This window comes from Ruminococcus sp. AF17-22AC (assembly GCF_003460065.1).
Classification (GTDB): domain Bacteria; phylum Bacillota; class Clostridia; order Lachnospirales; family Lachnospiraceae; genus Blautia_A.
On sequence record NZ_QRXT01000004.1, the window covers coordinates 80,445 to 99,284 of the forward strand.

At 42.2% G+C, this 18,840-nt stretch carries 13 protein-coding genes; 9 read left to right on the forward strand and 4 right to left on the reverse strand.

The annotated features are described in order from the left end of the window. Window positions 1-38: 38 nt before the first annotated feature. The 3 genes from DWW86_RS07615 (at window position 39) to DWW86_RS07625 (ending at window position 5,339) form a co-directional block, all read left to right on the forward strand. Window positions 39-2,765 carry an Ig-like domain-containing protein gene (locus DWW86_RS07615; protein ID WP_181985323.1) on the forward strand — a complete coding sequence of 909 codons (2,727 nt, stop codon included), beginning with the start codon at window positions 39-41 and terminating at the stop codon, window positions 2,763-2,765. A 52-nt stretch (window positions 2,766-2,817) separates the two neighbouring features. Further along, on the forward strand, window positions 2,818-3,066 hold the full coding sequence (locus tag DWW86_RS07620; RefSeq protein ID WP_072522692.1) for a hypothetical protein: 249 nt from the start codon (window positions 2,818-2,820) through the stop codon (window positions 3,064-3,066). A gap of 74 nt (window positions 3,067-3,140) precedes the next feature. Next, window positions 3,141-5,339, forward strand: coding sequence for a hypothetical protein (locus DWW86_RS07625; RefSeq protein ID WP_117942748.1), 2,199 nt, complete (start codon window positions 3,141-3,143; stop codon window positions 5,337-5,339). A gap of 225 nt (window positions 5,340-5,564) precedes the next feature. Here the strand turns inward: DWW86_RS07625 and DWW86_RS07630 are convergent, their stop codons facing one another. From DWW86_RS07630 to DWW86_RS07640, 3 genes are read right to left on the reverse strand one after another with little or no spacing between them, the layout of a single operon-like run. Then, window positions 5,565-6,107, reverse strand: a complete 543-nt coding sequence (locus tag DWW86_RS07630; RefSeq protein ID WP_117942749.1) for an NADH peroxidase — start codon at window positions 6,105-6,107, stop codon at window positions 5,565-5,567. A 45-nt stretch (window positions 6,108-6,152) separates the two neighbouring features. After that, window positions 6,153-6,548, reverse strand: coding sequence for a Fur family transcriptional regulator (locus DWW86_RS07635; protein ID WP_117942750.1), 396 nt, complete (start codon window positions 6,546-6,548; stop codon window positions 6,153-6,155). Between the two features lie 35 nt (window positions 6,549-6,583). Further along, window positions 6,584-7,126, reverse strand: a complete 543-nt coding sequence (locus DWW86_RS07640; RefSeq protein ID WP_015540678.1) for an NADH peroxidase — start codon at window positions 7,124-7,126, stop codon at window positions 6,584-6,586. Window positions 7,127-7,395: 269 nt separating this feature from the next. Here DWW86_RS07640 and DWW86_RS07645 point away from each other — a divergent pair, with 269 nt between their 5' ends. Continuing rightward, window positions 7,396-8,088 (forward strand): response regulator transcription factor, encoded by a 693-nt coding sequence (locus tag DWW86_RS07645; RefSeq protein WP_117942751.1) that lies wholly within the window; start codon window positions 7,396-7,398, stop codon window positions 8,086-8,088. An 88-nt stretch (window positions 8,089-8,176) separates the two neighbouring features. Beyond that, window positions 8,177-10,753 (forward strand): sensor histidine kinase, encoded by a 2,577-nt coding sequence (locus tag DWW86_RS07650; protein ID WP_117942752.1) that lies wholly within the window; start codon window positions 8,177-8,179, stop codon window positions 10,751-10,753. Window positions 10,754-11,229: 476 nt separating this feature from the next. Here DWW86_RS07650 and DWW86_RS07655 read toward each other — a convergent pair whose 3' ends face one another. Then, window positions 11,230-11,442 (reverse strand): FeoA family protein, encoded by a 213-nt coding sequence (locus DWW86_RS07655; RefSeq protein WP_072522699.1) that lies wholly within the window; start codon window positions 11,440-11,442, stop codon window positions 11,230-11,232. Between the two features lie 276 nt (window positions 11,443-11,718). On the opposite strand from DWW86_RS07655, the gene DWW86_RS07660 reads away from it, so the two are divergent. The 4 genes from DWW86_RS07660 to moaA all read left to right on the forward strand — a co-directional run bounded on the left by DWW86_RS07660 (window position 11,719) and on the right by moaA (window position 18,838). Then, window positions 11,719-14,571, forward strand: a complete 2,853-nt coding sequence (locus tag DWW86_RS07660) for a hypothetical protein (protein WP_117942753.1) — start codon at window positions 11,719-11,721, stop codon at window positions 14,569-14,571. A 620-nt stretch (window positions 14,572-15,191) separates the two neighbouring features. Then, window positions 15,192-17,150, forward strand: coding sequence for a methionine--tRNA ligase (metG, locus tag DWW86_RS07665; protein ID WP_117942754.1), 1,959 nt, complete (start codon window positions 15,192-15,194; stop codon window positions 17,148-17,150). Window positions 17,151-17,372: 222 nt separating this feature from the next. Further along, the gene (moaC, locus tag DWW86_RS07670; protein WP_072522702.1) at window positions 17,373-17,861 is read left to right on the forward strand and encodes a cyclic pyranopterin monophosphate synthase MoaC; all 489 of its coding nucleotides are present in this window, start codon (window positions 17,373-17,375) and stop codon (window positions 17,859-17,861) included. Continuing rightward, a complete protein-coding gene (gene moaA / locus DWW86_RS07675; protein ID WP_117942755.1) occupies window positions 17,858-18,838 on the forward strand; it encodes a GTP 3',8-cyclase MoaA in 981 nt (326 codons plus the stop codon). Before moaC ends, moaA begins: the two co-directional genes overlap by 4 nt. Window positions 18,839-18,840 lie beyond the last annotated feature (2 nt).

Genomic DNA, 18,840 nt, shown 5'->3' on the forward strand with positions numbered 1-18,840 from the left:
TATATGGAATGTATAGGAAAAAGAAACGGGGGATTTACATGAGAAAAAAGAAGATTGCAATGTTTCTGGCTATGGCGCTTACTCTTACGCAGAGTGTGGGAATGACTGTGCCGGTGGCAGCAGAAGAACTGGAAATTGATGCCGGTCAGGAGGAAGTATTTCAGGATGACAGTGATGCAGAGACAACAGTAGATGAAGAAACTGCTTCCGGGGAAGAAGTAAGCATTCAGGAAGAAGCAGACGAGACACAGGATGAGACTGTGCCGGTAACAGAGGAAGAGATTTCAGAGTACACAGATGGTATAGAAGTATTTGGCGATTCTTCGGAAGGACTGAGTACATTCAGTGCTGATGCAACAGAAAAACAATATGTGATTGGCACAATGTTTCAGGGTGATGGTGGAACCCAATCCGTGCTTCCAAATGATACAATCAGAATCCATATATATCTTTCTGAATCTGCAGATGGTGAGAACTGGGAGGAGACCTCGGATGCTTACACGCTGGAACTCCCGCCGGTGGATACAGAGTATAAGGATATGGCAGACTATGAAATAGACGGAAAAGAGATCATAGTGAATGCTCATAATAAGACAGGACCGGTTGATTTTCCTGTAAATGTTTTGATAGATGGAAAAGTGGTATGCACAGAAAGGCTTCACTTTGATATTAACAGGTATGTTATTTTTCCGGAAAACGTTCCGGAAGAAATCAGTAATCTTGCAGAAGGACAGCAGTTGGATATTGCTAAAGATCTGAAACCATCACTTGTCTATTATGATGAGAATGATAAGCAGGAAACAGTACAGGACTGCAAAATCGTGCTTGATGGGTATGATGAAGAAGGTGGATGGAGCTGTGAGGATGAAGAAGCGGAGCTTCCTGTTCTGACCAGAACAACCGGAGATTCTACATGGATCAGGCTGGTTGCCAGGATAAAAGATGACACTGGTGAATGGAAGGAAGTTGCTGGCCGCAACTATTCTTTCGAGGAGCTGCCAGGCAATAACGGCGACGGTGATGATGGCGACAACGGTGGTGATGGCGATCATAATGATGACAGTGAATCAAGAAGTCCGTACGAGTTGAGTATCCATTATGTGGACACAACAGGCAATGGTGCAATGTTGCCAAACAGTAAGCTGACAATCGAAACGGATCTGCGGGATAAGACCGGTGGTCTGAATCCTGTGACAGATTACAGACTGGAAATTGTGGAACAGCCAGAAGTGGCGAAGGTTACTGTTGCAGCAGATGGCAAAACTCTTCTGGCAGAGTCTGGCGATGCTACAGGAGACGCCTACTGTTATGTTTCTGTACAGGTACCGGATCAGAATGGAGATTATAAAGAAGCATTCCGCAAAGATATATGGTTTGAAGTCAGTGAGTTTGTACTGACGCCGTCAATCCTGGATGATGGATCTGGGAATATGATCAATCCGGCGGTTGGTGAGACAGTTAATGTTGCCAGATTTGGGGTAAAACTTGTCCGGTATATCAATGGACAGGGAGAACCAGTTGATGTAGACAGTGATGATATCAGAATTGTAGTTGCTTCATGGTGGGATGATGAAACTGGTGAAGAACGTGATTATGACAGATGGACATGGGATCTGAAAGATGTTGAAGGACAGGAACTCCCGTTTATGACCAGAAAGACAGGGGATTCTACCTGGATTGCCCTGACTGCTCTGTGGAGAAATGAAGATGGTGACTGGGAGCAGATCGCCAGAAAGAATTATTATATTGATCCAACTGACAGGCAGCACAGCCATACATGGAATGCAGGAATTGTTCTGGAAGAGGCTACATGTAAAACCGCAGGAAGTAAGTTTTATAAATGTACCGGATGCGATGCCACAAAAACAGAAAAGATTCCGGCGAAATCTCATACAATAGTAAAAGATAATGCAATCAAAGCGACTGTATTTAAAGCAGGAAAAACGGAGGGAAAACACTGTAAAGTCTGTGGTACTGTGATTACGAAACAGAAAACTATAGCAAAACTGACTCCAAAGATTTCTTTGACTGCTTCTTCACTGAAAATGCAGACAGGTCAGTCTGCAACTGCGTTCAGAGCAGGTGGGTTTGCGGCCGGAGATTATGTGACAAAAGTGACTTCCACTAACACAAACATTGTGAAAGTATCATCTGTAAAGCGCAATGGAACCTTCAAACTGACGGCAGGCAGGAGAACAGGAAATGCTACCGTGACAGTTATTCTTGCAAGCAAAAAGAAAGCTGCCTTCAGAGTGACTGTACAGAGAGAAACAGTAAGAACTGAGAGAGTGGCGGTAACGGTCAGAAATCTGACAATGACTAAAGCAACACCAGTGAAACTGTCGCCTTCAGTTGTCGTTACTCCGGTAACCAGCAGAGAAAGAGTTACATATTCATCTTCAAACAGAAATATTGTTACAGTCAGCTCACAGGGTGTGGTCAGAGCAATCAGACCGGGAACAGCAAGGATCACTGTAAGATCCGGAAGTAAACGGGCAGTTGTGACCGTGAAAGTTAATGCAATAAGAACAACGAAACTTTCAGGAATACCGGCATCGAAGACGGTTTCCCGAGGAAAGACTTTCCAGATCAGAGCCGTGGCAACACCAAAGAATACTGATGAAAGAATTATTTACGCATCATCCAACGGAAAAATTGCAACAGTAACATCCGGCGGTGTGGTAAAGGGACTGCGTAAAGGAACAGCAACGATCACTGTTAAGAGTGGTTCAAAGAAAATGACCTGCAAGGTAACTGTGAAGTAAAATGACTAAAATCTAAATAACATGAAATAGAAACAGAAAGGAGATAAATAAAATGGAAAGCTGGCTTTGGGGATGGTTTATAGGAATTATTGTGGCGCTGATTATTCAGTATTTTATTGCCAGAGAATTTCAGAGGATTGCAGAATTGAAAGGCCATTATGAGAAAAGATATTTTTGGATAACATTTTTCTTATGGATTGTAGGAATGCTTCTGGTAATTGCACTGCCGGATCTGAAGAATCGCGAGCTGCTTCAGACAGGACACAGTGGAAGTAGCGATGATTCGCTCCCGGAAATCTGATACGATGACAAAGTATCGATAAGAATGCAAAAAATATGAGATTATTCAATTATCATGAAACATGAGGTGGAAAAATGGGAGAGACATACGCAAGATTATATTCTCTGCCGGAAAGATTGTATACTATGGGAGCTCCTGTTGTAGTTGCAGCCGGAGCTTTACTTAAAGACAATCGAAATGGCAATATAATCGTACAGTTGAAGATTCAGAATATCTGCAGTAAAACAATAAAGGCAGTAACTGTTAAGATTACATCTATAGATACGGTAGGAAGAACTCTGGGCGAAGAAACAGAATATCAGTATCTGGATCTGAATGTAAAAAGAAATGAATTTTGGGGTCAGCAGGTTCCGATAATTGTTCCAAATGAACAGACTCGTTCATATTCTGTTAAAGTGACGGAGGTTGCATTTGATGATAATACTGTATGGGTGGGAAATGAAATATGGGAGCCACTGGAAAAACCGGATCCGATAGAGAAAAAAATCGCAAATGGAGAGCTGGCCAGGCAGTACAGGATAAAGTATGGGAAAAACAGCAAGTACCTGTTGAAACAGGATAGGGATTTATGGTTCTGTACCTGTGGAGCGATCAATCATGAGAGTGAACTCAGTTGCTGTAGCTGTCATATAGATCGCAAAAAACTTGAAGAACTTGATGTGGATGCTCTGAAGAAGGAATGCGATGCGCGACTGGAAGATGAGCGAAAAGAGAGAGAACGTAAACAGGCAGAAGCAGCGGTTGAAGCGAAAAAGAAACAGAAGAAGATAAAGATGATCGTGGTCGGTGTGGCAGCAGCAGTAGCTGTGGCAGCAGTGGGAGTGGTCATTAAGGATAATCTGAATAAGAAGAAGCTTTATAATCAGGGGCTGGCTCTTTTGGAAGATGGAAAATACGATGATTCTATTGCACTTCTTGAGAGCCTGAACGGATACAAAGACAGTAAAGAACAGATTATCTATGCGGAATATCAGAAAGCTGTCAAATATGAAAAATCAGGCGAATATGAAGAAGCACTTGCCTTATATGAAGAACTGGGAGATTATGAGGATAGTAAAGAAAAATATAAGGAAGTGCAATATAAGTTACATCCGGCTAAAAAGCTTTGTGAGTATGTTCGGGAAAATGGAACTTCAAGTGATTTTGAGATGAGAGGAAATAGTCATAAATACACAGGCGTGTCCATGGATATACTGGTAGATCAGTCTGGTTCGGATCTGTCTGCTGATGACAAAATATACATCACAGATTCAGATGATGACCAGTTCTGGGTTGAGAGCGTTCTGACAAAAGAAGGATTGTATATAGATATCATTCTTCATTTTGTATATAATGCAAATGGAGAAGGGACAATGGAATATACATACTATTTTGAACAGTATAATATTTGGAAGACCGCTGATGAACAGTATGATGGAAGGGGAACGATATCAGGCCAGACATCAATCGCATCTTACCAGAAAGAGGCGATGTTGACAGTCGATAATGAAAAAATGGAAGTGCTCACTGATCCCAAAAATGAAATATGGCAGACTGTTACTTTAACTGAAGGAAGCAGTGCGGAAAGTATAACATCAACTGTGGCAGCAACTTTTAATTCTTTTCAGTATTATCTGGAAAATAATACCGATATTACGATGAAAGATCTGGGATTTAATCTGAAGGAAGAAAATCCGGGAGAAGAAGATCAGGACACGGAGCAAGATACAGTACAGGAAGAGGCAGAGCAGGAAGATACAGTACAGGAAGAGGGCACAATAAAATCCAAAGATGATTTTATTGAGGCATATGTTGATCATACAGATGCGGATAATGATTATAAAAGTGGATATGACTACTGCATGAAGCATATGGACGAATTTAAGGATCTGACGGAAGAGGAACTGTCTGCTGTTTTTCCCTGCAGATTTCGATATTATAAGGTGAATCTGGCAGTGGGTGGAACAACCGGTGCCGGTGATCTCTATGAATATGACGCAGAAGGCAACACCAGACATCTTGGAAGCTACGCGGCAGATGACAGTTATCGCACACGTGAAGATATAAATCCAAACTGGCCGGAGATTGATGGAACCTGGAGAATTGAAGATGGGAAACTGATCAGAACAATTACATCCGGGAATCAGGAAAAAATATATACTGTTAAATCTCTGGAGCATGATGGGTACTATTTATTATGCTTTGAAAATAAATCGGGGGATGTAAGACCGGTCATGATGATTGTTTTATATGATGAGAATAATATGCCATTATATGATTTTAAAGAAAACTAGTACATTGTTGAGAGTATGAAACGATGTACTAGACTACAGGAAAATAAACAAGAGTCTGCTATGGTCTTGTTTTAGGACTGATTATGTTCAGGTCATCCGTTTTTTAGCGTCTGAATGATTACAGTTGCACTTACTTTGAGATAAGTCATCTAATTTAGGAAAGGCTCCACCGAGTTCAAGTATGCGAACCCGGGGAGCCTTATTATATTCTGTGTACTTTGTAGATTAGCCGAAGTATCTCTTAAGAAGACCTGCAAATGCTTTGCCGTGACGGGCTTCATCTTTTGCCATTTCATGAACAGTGTCATGGATTGCATCAAGGTCAGCTGCTTTTGCACGTTTTGCAAGATCGAATTTACCTGCAGTAGCACCGTTCTCAGCTTCTACACGCATTTCAAGGTTTTTCTTTGTGCTGTCAGTAACAACTTCGCCGAGAAGTTCAGCAAATTTTGCAGCATGCTCAGCTTCTTCATAAGCAGCTTTCTCATAGTAAAGACCGATTTCCGGATAGCCTTCTCTGTGAGCAACTCTTGCCATAGCGAGGTACATACCAACTTCGGAGCATTCACCCTGGAAGTTTGCTCTGAGGTCTGCAACGATGTCTTCGCTGACACCCTGAGCAACACCAACAACATGTTCAGCAGCCCATGTCATTTCTGCATCCTGTTTTGTAAATTTGGAAGCAGGAGCTTTACATACCGGACAAGTTTCCGGAGCAGCGTCACCTTCGTAAACATAACCACATACATTACATACCCATTTAGCCATAATTTTAATCTCCTTTATTTTCGATAAATTCTATTATTTCCTTTATTATACTTCTGTATTCTTCAGACAGTCTTCACAGAGCCCGAAAAAACGTATATCACACGAAGAAATCTTACCACCGAAGTGCCTGACCGCCTTTGGGGCAAGATCGTTCACGTCCTCTGTCTCCAGATCCAGAACCCGCTTGCATTCGGTACACATGAAATGGCAATGCGGGGTGACGCAGCCGTCAAAATGATCGGCGCCGCCAAAACTGGATAATTTCTGGATTTCTCCAAGATCGGATAACAGGGAAAGGTTGCGATATACGGTTCCCAGACTGATGTTGGGATATATTTTCTTTACGTTTTCATATACCACATCTGCAGTGGGGTGATCCTTACGTGTCATGAGAAATTCCTTGATGGATTCTCGCTGACGGCTGTATTTCAATGTAGCCATATATCGTTTCCTTTCTGTAATAATTTCCTTGTTTCTTAGCCGAAATATCTCTTTAATAATCCGGCGAATGCTTTGCCGTGTCTTGCTTCGTCTTTAGCCATCTCATGTACAGTGTCATGGATTGCATCAAGATCAGCTGCTTTTGCACGTTTTGCAAGGTCAAATTTACCTGCAGTAGCACCGTTCTCGGCTTCTACACGCATCTCAAGGTTTTTCTTAGTGCTGTCGGTAACAACTTCACCGAGAAGTTCAGCGAATTTTGCAGCATGCTCAGCTTCTTCGTAAGCAGCTTTCTCATAGTAGAGGCCGATTTCCGGATAGCCCTCTCTGTGAGCAACTCTTGCCATTGCAAGGTACATGCCAACTTCGGAGCATTCACCCTGGAAGTTTGCTCTGAGGTCTTCGATAATGTCTTCGCTGACACCCTGAGCAACACCAACAACGTGCTCGGCAGCCCATGTCATCTCAGCATCCTGTTTTGTAAATTTGGAAGCAGGAGCTTTACATACCGGACAGACTTCCGGAGCTGCATCGCCTTCATAAACATAACCACATACATTACATACCCATTTTGCCATAATCTTGATCTCCTTTTCTTTTTAAGTTAGTCTTATTTAATAATAGTAATTGTTACTAATTTCTTGCTGTGACTATAATTTAGCATAATGAGATTGTTTTGTCAATAAGAATTTTAACAAATGTTTTTCTTTTTTTCAGATATAAATAAAGGTCGTTTTCTGATACAATGGATAAGGTTAAAAAGATAAGAGAATCTTAAGATTTTACCCCACAGATATTAATTCTTAACAGCTATAGTAAGACCATAACAAACAGGAGGCAGGGGACAATGGCAGAGATACTGGTATGCGATGATGACAGGGACATCGTAGAGGCAATAGAAATCTATCTGACGCAGGAGGGACATCACATTCTGAAGGCATATGACGGTGAGCAGGCAATCCGGGTGCTTAAGAACAATCCGGTAGATCTTCTGATCATCGATGTAATGATGCCGAAGCTGGATGGTATTCGGGCGACATTGAAGATTCGCGAAAAAAATGCGCTTCCGATCATTATTTTATCGGCAAAATCAGAGGATGCGGACAAAATCCTCGGGTTAAATGTAGGAGCAGATGATTATGTGACGAAACCGTTTAATCCGCTGGAACTGGTGGCACGAGTGAAATCCCAGCTTCGCAGATACACCCAGCTTGGGGCAGCAGCAGAAAAAAGAGGCAACATTTATGAGACCGGCGGGCTGATGATCGATGATGACCGAAAAGAGGTCACAGTTGATGGAGAAATCGTAAAGCTGACACCGATCGAATACCGAATACTTCTTTTGCTGGTAAAAAATCAGGGACGCGTTTTTTCTACTAATCAGATTTATGAAAGCATCTGGGAGGAAGAAGCAATTGCAGCGGATAACACAGTTGCGGTTCACATCCGTCATATCAGAGAAAAAATTGAAATCAATCCGAAGGAGCCGCGCTATCTGAAAGTAGTGTGGGGACTTGGGTATAAAGTGGAAAAGATCTGAAATTCGTCCTTTCGTTGTGGAAAATATCCTGCATAACTTCTCTACCTGTTACCAAGACTGTTTTATTATAGAAAGGAATGGGGTATAAATGAAAAAAAGATGGTATAAAAAGAGTGGCATAAAGGGACTTCTTGTGCTGCTGACGATATTTTTTGTGACGGTTTCCTGCGTGGGAGCCGGAGCATTCGTAGTGATCATGAATAAAGGGGTCCGGCCTCTGGACAGCAAAAGCTACGTGGATTCGCAGAGTTTCAGAGACAGTGTTTATAATCTTTCGCATACGATTGTCAATGCGATCAGTAACAGATATATTCTGGATCAGGTATCGGATGATGAGCTGGTCGATCTTGCTGAACTGAACCAGGGGACGGAGCTGACACACAAAAATACGTCCGGGCTTGCATACAGAGCGAAGGATTTGTATGACTGGGCAAAAAAATCATCCTGGGATCAAAGTGCAAATGTTCTGATCTGCCGTCAGCCGGACGGTAATGATTACTACATGTATTATAATGACTTTGCAGACAAGATCATCACAGGGGAACTGAAGTTTGTCTTTGGAAGCGAGGAAGGACAGGAAGAATATACAAAAGATATATTGTCCATGCTTTCGGGTAAGGAATATATCTATTATGGATACACTGATAACAGTATAGGAATCCGTAATGACGGAGTGGAATACGTTGCAGATGCAGAGGGCAATGTTGTTTACACAGACATATATAATTATGAGTCCAGCGGAAATAATGATGCTCCATTGAAGGAAGAATATAAGCCGGATGGAGCGGACGGCATTCTTGATGTTGTAAATAACAGTAAAGAATGGAAAGGGAACATCAGCAGAGCATATCAGTATTTATATGAGGCACTGGTAGAATACAGTGACGCATCATATGGTGAGAAAATCCTGAAAACATATACGCAGGGTGCGACAAATATCAACTATATGTATGTAGATACAAAGTCCGATAAAGTGTACAGTAATATAAATGGGGTCACTTCGGCAAATTATGAAAAAATGCTGGATAAGCTGACATCTGGTGCTGATCCTTTCATGCTCATTTCACCGGAGATGCAGGACTGTATACTTGGTTTTACTAATGTTTCGGATTGGACAGTATCTTACTGGCAGAGTATGGTTGAGAATACAGGACTTGCCGGAGAAAATTATCTTTACTTTGTTTCTGTAGATAAAGATTTTCCTGTGCTGGACAGAATCAAGCAGGAAAAACTGGCTTATGAGAAGTTTGAACCATGGCTGGTGCCGATCATGGTTGTTTCTGTGGCTGCATTTATTTTGGCACTCGTAGGAATTGTGATTCTGACAGTTGCAGCAGGACGAAACAACGAAGATGAAAAAGTACATCTGAATTTTTTGGATCGATGCTATACAGAGATTGCGGCAGGCATGATCGTTGCAATCTGGTTAATGGGAATTTCCGTGCTGGTTCAGGCAATGGATTCTGAAGAAGTGCGGATGATCTGGAAAACCATTGATTTTGGAATGATCGGCATTTGGACAGGAGGCTGGTTCCTGACGGGCTGGCTCAGTCTGGTGCGCAGGATCAAAGCGAGATCACTGTGGAGAGATTCACTTCTCAGACATGTGTTGCGGATGATTAAAAAAATTTTCAAAGCTATCGGAAATCTGGTGGTTTTTATGAGTAAAAATACCATCAGCAGAATAAAGATAGCTGCCGGGTTTGGATGTTTTGTATTTGCACAGATGCTGCTTGTTATGCTGGGATTTGGAGATGGTGCCATGCTTCCCCTGTTGCTTTTGCTTGTATTGGATGTGGCAGTACTTTACTGGCTGCTGAAAAAGGCATGGGGGCGAGAACAGATTATTGGTGGACTGAAAAAAATCACAGACGGTGAGCTGCAATATAAAATTCCAACGGAAAAACTCTCCGGTGAGCAGGAAATGGTGGCGGATTATATTAACCATATCGGGGAGGGACTGGACGCAGCCGTAGAAAACAGCCTCAAGAACGAGCGGATGAAGACAGAACTGATTACGAATGTTTCTCATGATATAAAGACACCGTTGACTTCGATCATCAACTATATAGATCTTCTCAAACGGGAAAATCCGGAAGATCCCAAGATCAGGGGGTATCTGGAAGTTCTGGAAAATAAGGCACAGAGACTGAAGGTTCTTACAGAAGATGTCGTAGAGGCATCCAAGGCAAGCACCGGAAATATCACACTGGAAATGACAGAACTGAATTTTGTGGAATTGATTAACCAGGTAATCGGAGAATTTGAAGAAAAATTTGAAGAAAGAAATCTGCAGATGGTCGTTCATTTTGACGAGGAAGAGGCAATCATCTGTGCCGATGGACGAAGACTCTGGAGGGTTCTGGAGAATGTCTTTGGAAACACAGCTAAATATGCCATGGAAAACACGAGAGTTTATGTAGATGTAAGTGTGAATCGTCCGAATGTACAGCTCTCCCTCAAGAATATTTCCGCGCAGCCGCTGAATATTACGGCAGACGAACTGACAGAGCGTTTTATCCGCGGGGATGTTTCCAGAAATACTGAAGGAAGTGGCCTGGGATTGTCTATCGCGAAAGACCTTGTGCAGCTGCAGGGTGGGACATTTAATCTGTATCTCGACGGGGATCTGTTTAAAGTAACGATAGAATTTAAGATGAAATAAGGGAATAAAACTGCCGATTGTATAGAAATATATGATTGGCAGTTTTTTATATTATAATATATTATATGTCTGTGATATGTGAAATAACCATTCAGACAGGCTTCGTCGTCCGGAAGTACTAAAGATATTCCTGACTGTTAAAAACGCTTATAAAAATCGCAAACTCGTTTCACTCAAACAGTACGATTTTTATTCGCAACACAGTCAGATCATATCTAAGTACTTCTCAGACTCCTGCAGAAAGTCTGGATGGTTATTTCAATATACAGACATTTTTATTTTCTTATATCGGAGATGCAAAAGATAGATATAGTATATTTTTTATACTTCACGATGATTTTATTTCACGGGGCAGGTGATAGCCCTGTTTCATATCAGAGAAGTATGAGACTTTCTATTCATAATGATTCAAAACGGGGAGAATTGTAAAAAATTTACACAGAACTTTTTACGATTATCCCTGTATCCTCATTCCCCTACACCTGAATCCGGTCCGCTACTTCATTCCCAACCGCCAGCCGCCGGTCATTCCGCCCGATGATCAGCCAATCCTGGCACTTCTGAATAACCTGAATCGTGCTGCCTTCTTTAATATCCATGTTTCTCATCGTTTCCAGAATCTCCGGAACACCAAACATCCATTTGATCGTACAGGTATCGCCTGCATTTGTCTGTGATAAAGCCTGCATAAAAGTCCCTCCTTTAGGAAAGATAGAAAAGAGTTAACGTCAGATAATTTACACTTTAATTATTGAATTAATCATACAACTCGGAATATATGTTCGTCAATTGGAACATTAGCTAGTCAAATCTCATATTGGATAGCATCCGCTGACAGTAGATAGTGTGCACTAAGAGACCGATTGTATACATAATGAAGCGATAATGCAATTGACAGAATTTCTAAGAAATGTTATTCTTTAACAAGGTTTTAAATAACTAACTAAAGTAAGAGGGGGAGAACTGTGAAGAGACAGATTGCATTTTTAGTTTCGGCAATGATGACTGTAAATTTATTTACAGCGGTGCCGGCTTTTGCGACAGATGATTTTTCTGATGCAGAGGTGGTAGTTGAGGAAGACAGCAATGAAGATGCTGAAGAAATGGAAATTCAGGATTCAACAGAGGAAGATTTTGAGGATGAAGGTGCAGTAACGGAAGATAGCGCTGCATCAGAAAGCGAAGTAGACAGTGTGACAGATGTGGATCTGTTTTCAGACGCGGATTCCGAAGATGCAGTTGCAGAATCCAAACAGTTAAAAGATGCACCGACTGCAGAAGCAAAACTGGAGTCAGGCTTTGGGAGCGATTATCAGAAACTTCTTTTTTCTGACGGTGCATATGCAGGAGGAATCAGCCAGATCCTTGTAAATGGAAATGTATGGGAAAAAGTATCTTCAAAATACAGTTTGTTTAGAAGAAATGCATATTATATGGATAGTTCAGATGCTTCGGCAGTCTTTGACGGCAGTGGAGACGGCATGCTGACTATCGGAGATATTATTACGATAAAAAATCCGTCATACCAGGATCTGCTTCTTTGTGTGAAGGGGAGTGGAAGTGATTTCGCAGTGGAGCCTTATGATCCAAGCAGTGGAAATGATAAAGAAGGTCCATCTGATGGACAGAACACATTATATGTGAGATTAAACGGATATTTTGACAGTGCACTTACCGGTCAGCAGAAATATGATGCGATCAGTGGAGCATCTACTTCGGTTTCTACGAATAAAAACAGCAATGTTATTGTTGAAGCGGCAGTGGTTCCGGACGGAACAACGCCGGGAAAAAATGACTGGAAACCTTTACATGAAGCAGTAACGGTAAATACAAAAAAGACAAGCGTAAATATTGACACGGAATCCTGTGGAATGTCAGGTGTATACTCGATTTATGACAGCTCCCTGTCACTGAGCGGTGTTCCCGATCAACCGGGTTCTTATCCGGTAAGTGTAACAGTAACAGATCAGAATGGCAGAACCGCAACCAGTAATGAGCTTGCATTTAAGGTTTATTCACGTACAGAAAAACTGAGTGACTGCCTGAAACTTGAAAATGCACAGCAGACTGCAGATGGCAAATACATGTATGATATGGAACCATGGGCAATTGCTGCTTTTGGCGGTACAAATGAGACAGTAACTGTACCGGCACAGATCAAAGCATGGTATGGCTCTCATACAAGTGGAACATATGGTGAGCTGGGATATTCTGTATCCGAATCAGAAAGCCCGACACAGACATTGATTGTTCCGTCAGGCTGTGATCTGACACTTGTAAATATGAAAATTTTCAGCAGTGTACGAATTATTGTACAGAAAGGCGGAAGACTTTGCCTGCGTGATTCTTCTGTCCACGGACTGATCGAAGCAATGGATGGAGGAAGAATCTCTGTAAATTATGACAACTACGGTGGAAGCTTTTTGACAGGTGCTTCTGTTAATGGACAGTTGATCCTGAATGGCGGGGCAATTCTGGAGAACTCGCTGATTTATTCCAATACAAATTTTCTGGCGAATGGATCAGAGGTACGTCATAATACAGCGCCTGTAGTGCTTGCTAAGGGAAATGTGGCTTTGGAGGGTGAGGTTTACATCAGAGGCGATGAGGCCGCTACCGGCAAAGACCCGAACACCCAGAAAAGTTATAGTGGACAGCCTGCAATGAAAATATCCGGAGGTACACTCACAATCTCGGACAATGGTGTCCTTGGTGTATTTGGCGGGGGAAGAAATGCCACGACATCCGTAGGTGGTGCAGCACTGATTCTGGATCAGGGAACAGTTAAGGGTAATGGAAAGCTGATCGCAGTTGGTGGAAATGGTTCTTTTGACGATGGCGGCAATGGTGTCAGCGGAACCGGATCAATCGAAACATCCAGTGCATGGCTGGAAGGCGGCTCTGCAATCATGTCGAAAGAAGATTCCGTTGCCGGAAAGGCATATGTTTCTTCTGTTAATATAGCTGATCGCACGATAGTGAAATCGGTTGATGGAAGAAAAATTTCCAATAACTTTGAAAATGCAACGGAAAGACAGTGGAAAGATATTACTACAAAACCGAATCTGGCATTATATGAAATAACAGAGCCGGATGAGAAACCGGAGCCAAGTGTAAAACCGGAGCCAAGTGTAAAACCGGAGCCAAGTGAGAAACCAGAACCGAGTGAGAAACCGGAGCCAAGTGAGAAACCGGAACCAAGCGAGAAACCGAAGCCAAGTGTAAAACCAGAATCGGGCAAAAAGCCTGAAACGATAAAGATACCTGCAAAAGTAAATAGTGCGAAGGCTACGTCTGCCGGATATAACCAGATCAGAATTACATGGAAGAAAGCTGCAAATGCAAGTGGATATATCATTGAAAGAAAAAAAGGATCAAAATGGCAGATAATCGCAAATGTAAAAGCGTCTGCAGTTTCTTACACACAGCGCAATTCCAAGAAGTATCCAATTCAGACAGGATGTGGATATGCATATCGAATCAGAGCGTATCGAGTGGTTAACGGGAAATATGTTTACGGAGAATATTCCGGAGCATTCAGTGGCAAAGCATTACCGGCAGCACCGACGTTAAGAGTAGCAAGAAAATCTTCCGGTATTCAGTTAAGCTGGAGAAAAGTTCCGGGTGCATCCGGATATGTAGTATACCGCTACATCGGAGGAAAATGGAGCAGAATTGCCTCTACAGACAAAATAACGCTCATAGACAGAAAAGTATCAAAAGGCCGCAGCTATAGTTATCTTGTACGAGCATATCGTATGGTAAATGGAAAAAGGGTATACGGAAGCTGGTCTGGACTGAAAAGAATAAAAAGATAAAAGCGGAAAGAATATATTCTGCTGATGAAAGCTCTCTTTATCGAAAATCCGATAGAGAGGGCTTTTTCCAAATTCCAGGTTTACAAATATTTGCAAATATGCTACTATTTTTAAAGAGCGGAAATATGATATGTTCCGCAGAATATAAGCAAACTCACAGAACAAGAGAGTACATTTGCTGACCACATTACAGAGAATTCCCCGATGGAAGAATTGCTATGCTATGAGCAGAAGAATAGCGCAGAATGAAAAAGAATCGTTCCATTCCGGTGGCTGAGAGGGAAGTGCAGGTGCAGATGGAAGATGGCTTGGGAGAGGTGCAGTCGAGATGAGATTTACATTCAGACTGCAACAGGACCGCCTGTTATAGCGGAAGGGTATCAGGACAGTGACAGAACGATCGGATTGGATCGGGAAGTCAGGATGGAATCGTACCCGATAAGGTTTCTGACTGCGAGGCAGGAACGAACAGAAGTGGTAACACGGGCAGGACTCGTCTTCTCAATATGAAGGGAAGATGGTCTTTTTTTTACGTTATAGGAAATTACTTCGTAATGTTCCAATAATGTAAAAACGTTTCGCGAGGATATTTAAGAATATTAATCAGGAGGAACTATAAAATGGACAAGCAGAAGTATTATATTACAACAGCGATTGCTTATACATCCGGTAAGCCGCACATTGGTAACACCTACGAGATCGTACTGGCAGACGCAATTGCACGTTACAAGAGACAGGAAGGATATGACGTATTTTTCCAGACAGGAACTGACGAGCATGGTCAGAAGATCGAGCTCAAAGCAGAAGAAGCAGGGATCACACCAAAGGAATTTGTAGATAATGTATCCGGTGAGATCAAGAGAATGTGGGATCTGATGAACACTTCCTATGACAAATTCATCCGTACCACAGATGCTGATCACGAAAAACAGGTTCAGAAAATTTTCAAGAAAATGTACGCAAAAGGAGATATCTACAAAGGACATTACGAAGGAATGTACTGTACACCATGTGAATCTTTCTTTACAGAATCACAGCTTGTAGATGGCAAATGTCCGGACTGCGGACGTCCGTGTGTGCCTGCAAAAGAAGAAGCATACTTCTTCAAAATGAGCAAATATGCAGATCGTCTGATCGACTATATCAACACACATCCGGATTTCATTCAGCCGGAATCACGTAAAAACGAGATGATGAACAACTTCCTTCTTCCGGGACTTCAGGATCTCTGTGTATCCAGAACATCCTTCAAATGGGGAATTCCGGTAGACTTCGATCCGAAACATGTTGTTTATGTATGGCTGGATGCTCTGACAAACTATATTACAGGAATCGGATATGACTGCGACGGCGAAAGCTCCGAACAGTTCAACAAACTGTGGCCGGCAGACCTTCATCTGATCGGTAAAGACATCATTCGTTTCCATACTATTTACTGGCCGATCTTCCTGATGTCACTTGACCTGCCGCTTCCGAAACAGGTATTCGGACATCCGTGGCTGCTTCAGGGCGATGGTAAGATGAGTAAATCAAAAGGAAATGTTATCTATGCAGATGAACTCGTAGATTTCTTCGGGGTAGATGCTGTACGTTATTTCGTACTTCATGAAATGCCATTCGAAAACGATGGTGTTATCACATGGGAACTGATGGTAGAAAGACTGAATTCCGAACTTGCAAATACACTCGGAAATCTTGTAAACCGTACCATCTCCATGTCCAACAAATACTTTGGCGGTGTTGTTGAAAACAAAGGTGTTGTGGAGCCGGTTGACGAAGATCTCAAAGCATTTGCACTGGCAGTTCCGGGCAAAGTTGCAGAAAAAATGGACAAACTGCGTGTTGCAGATGCTATGACAGAAGTCTTCACGCTGTTCAAACGTCTCAACAAATATATCGATGAGACTATGCCATGGGCTCTTGCAAAAGACGAAGCAAAGAAAGACCGTCTTGCAACTGTTCTTTACAATCTGGTTGAAGGAATTACAATGGGTGCAACTCTTCTGGAATCTTTCATGCCGGAGACAACAGAGCGTATCCTTGCTCAGTTAAATGCAGACAAACGTACACTTGAAGACCTTAAGACATTTGGACTGTATCCGTCAGGAAACAAAGTTACAGAAAAACCGGAAATCCTGTTTGCACGTCTTGACCTCAAAGAAGTACTTGCAAAAGTAGAAGAACTTCATCCGAAAAAAGAAGAACCGGTTGAAGAAGCAAAAGAAGAAAACGTGATTGATATTGAAGCAAAACCGGAGATCACATTTGATGATTTTGGCAAACTCCAGTTCCAGGTGGGTGAGATCATTGCCTGTGAAGAAGTCAAAAAATCCCGTAAACTTCTCTGCTCTCAGGTGAAGATCGGCAGTCAGGTACGTCAGATTGTATCTGGCATCAAAGCTCACTACAGTGCAGAAGAAATGGTCGGTAAGAAAGTTATGGTTGTTACAAACCTGAAACCTGCCAAACTTGCAGGAATCCTCAGCGAGGGAATGATCCTCTGCGCCGAAGATGCAGATGGAAATCTGTCCCTGATGGTGCCGGAAAAAGAAATGCCGGCAGGTGCTGAAATCTGCTAAATGTATGATAGAGTTTGACAGTTACTGCAAATGAAACTGCAATCCCCTGTGTATCGTGACGGCGAGCACGGGGGATTTTTGTAACCCAAAGCTTTTGCATTGTACTTGCAGAGACATATGTTTTACGGGTATACTGTATGTGATTGATATGATAAATGACAGTCAGACACAGGATATGACTGTGGTGAAAATAATCAGCAGATATTTCAGGAGGGAAAAGCCATGGCGAACGGACTTACACATTTTGATAAAGAAGGAAATGCAGTGATGGTGGATGTTTCCGGTAAAAGTATCACTTATCGGACAGCATTGGCTACAGGTTATATTTCTGTAGGCCCCGAGATCATGACATGCGTTACAGAAGGAAATGTCAAAAAAGGTGACGTTCTCGGTGTGGCACGGGTGGCAGGCATCATGGGTGTCAAAAAAACCTCCGAACTGATTCCGATGTGTCATCCTCTTCCGATACAGAAATGTTCGATTGATTATGAACTGGATCATGAAAAGAACCGCATTCATGTATTCTGTACCGTTAAGACAGAGGGAAAAACCGGCGTGGAAATGGAGGCTCTGACAGGAGTTCAGGTGACACTTCTGACTATCTATGACATGTGTAAAGCAATTGATAAGCATATGGTAATGTCAGAAATACATCTGGTAGAAAAAACAGGAGGAAAAAGCGGAGATTTTCGTTTTGAAGATGAAACATGATAGACCGTTGTGGAAGAAATATTGACTATCTGAGGATTTCCGTGACAGACCGCTGTAACTTACGCTGCATTTATTGTATGCCGGAGGAAGGCATACGGCTGACCGGGCGCGAAAATATTCTGCAGGAACCGGAAATCATTCGAGTATGTCGGGTGATGGCAGAGCTTGGAATCAAAAAGATCAAAATCACCGGTGGAGAACCACTGGTACGGCCCCGGATGCCGGGCCTGATCCATCAGATAAAAGCAATTCCGGGTATCGAAAAAGTGACACTGACTACGAATGGAATCCTTTTGAAAAAACAGATGAAGGAACTGGCAGAGGCAGGACTTGACAGTCTGAACATCAGTCTGGATACACTTGACAGGGATGGTTTCCAGAAAATCACACGCAGAGATTTTCTTGATGATACTCTTGCCGGTATTAAAGAAGCAATGAAATATCCGAACGTGCAGTTAAAGATCAACTGTGTGCCTTTGGGAATAGAGGAGCAGAATCTGTGTGAGATTGCGGAATTTGCCTGCAAATATCCCGTACATGTCCGTTTTATAGAGATGATGCCGATTGGCTATGGAAGTTCTTTTACAGGAATGTCACAGGAAAAGATCGTGTCACTTCTGGAAGAAAGATTTGGCAGATTAGTTCCGTATGAGGGAGAACCTCTTGGAAATGGACCGTGTAAGTATTATATTGTGAAAGGATTTCAGGGAAAAATCGGTTTTATCAGCGCGATCAGCCACAAATTTTGCAGTGAGTGTAACCGTATCCGCCTGACTTCACAGGGATATCTGAAAACATGTCTGCAATATACAGCGGGGCGTGATTTGAGAGAAGTGTTGAGAAATGGCGGAACAGATGAAGAATTAAAAGAAATCATAAAAGAGGCATTGTCCGAAAAACCGGACGGACACCATTTCAGAGAAAAAGCAAAAGAAGATGATACAGAGAGTTTGTGTATGGCACAGATAGGAGGATAATG

What these genes read in the sequence shown, in the direction of transcription:
- DWW86_RS07615 (WP_181985323.1), top strand. Translation starts at nt 39, where the DNA reads ATGAGAAAAAAGAAGATTGCAATGTTTCTGGCTATGGCGCTTACTCTT.
- DWW86_RS07620 (WP_072522692.1), top strand. Translation starts at nt 2,818, where the DNA reads ATGGAAAGCTGGCTTTGGGGATGGTTTATAGGAATTATTGTGGCGCTG.
- DWW86_RS07625 (WP_117942748.1), top strand. Translation starts at nt 3,141, where the DNA reads ATGGGAGAGACATACGCAAGATTATATTCTCTGCCGGAAAGATTGTAT.
- DWW86_RS07630 (WP_117942749.1), bottom strand. Translation starts at nt 6,107, where the DNA reads ATGGCTAAATGGGTATGTAATGTATGTGGTTATGTTTACGAAGGTGAC.
- DWW86_RS07635 (WP_117942750.1), bottom strand. Translation starts at nt 6,548, where the DNA reads ATGGCTACATTGAAATACAGCCGTCAGCGAGAATCCATCAAGGAATTT.
- DWW86_RS07640 (WP_015540678.1), bottom strand. Translation starts at nt 7,126, where the DNA reads ATGGCAAAATGGGTATGTAATGTATGTGGTTATGTTTATGAAGGCGAT.
- DWW86_RS07645 (WP_117942751.1), top strand. Translation starts at nt 7,396, where the DNA reads ATGGCAGAGATACTGGTATGCGATGATGACAGGGACATCGTAGAGGCA.
- DWW86_RS07650 (WP_117942752.1), top strand. Translation starts at nt 8,177, where the DNA reads ATGAAAAAAAGATGGTATAAAAAGAGTGGCATAAAGGGACTTCTTGTG.
- DWW86_RS07655 (WP_072522699.1), bottom strand. Translation starts at nt 11,442, where the DNA reads ATGCAGGCTTTATCACAGACAAATGCAGGCGATACCTGTACGATCAAA.
- metG (WP_117942754.1), top strand. Translation starts at nt 15,192, where the DNA reads ATGGACAAGCAGAAGTATTATATTACAACAGCGATTGCTTATACATCC.
- moaC (WP_072522702.1), top strand. Translation starts at nt 17,373, where the DNA reads ATGGCGAACGGACTTACACATTTTGATAAAGAAGGAAATGCAGTGATG.
- moaA (WP_117942755.1), top strand. Translation starts at nt 17,858, where the DNA reads ATGATAGACCGTTGTGGAAGAAATATTGACTATCTGAGGATTTCCGTG.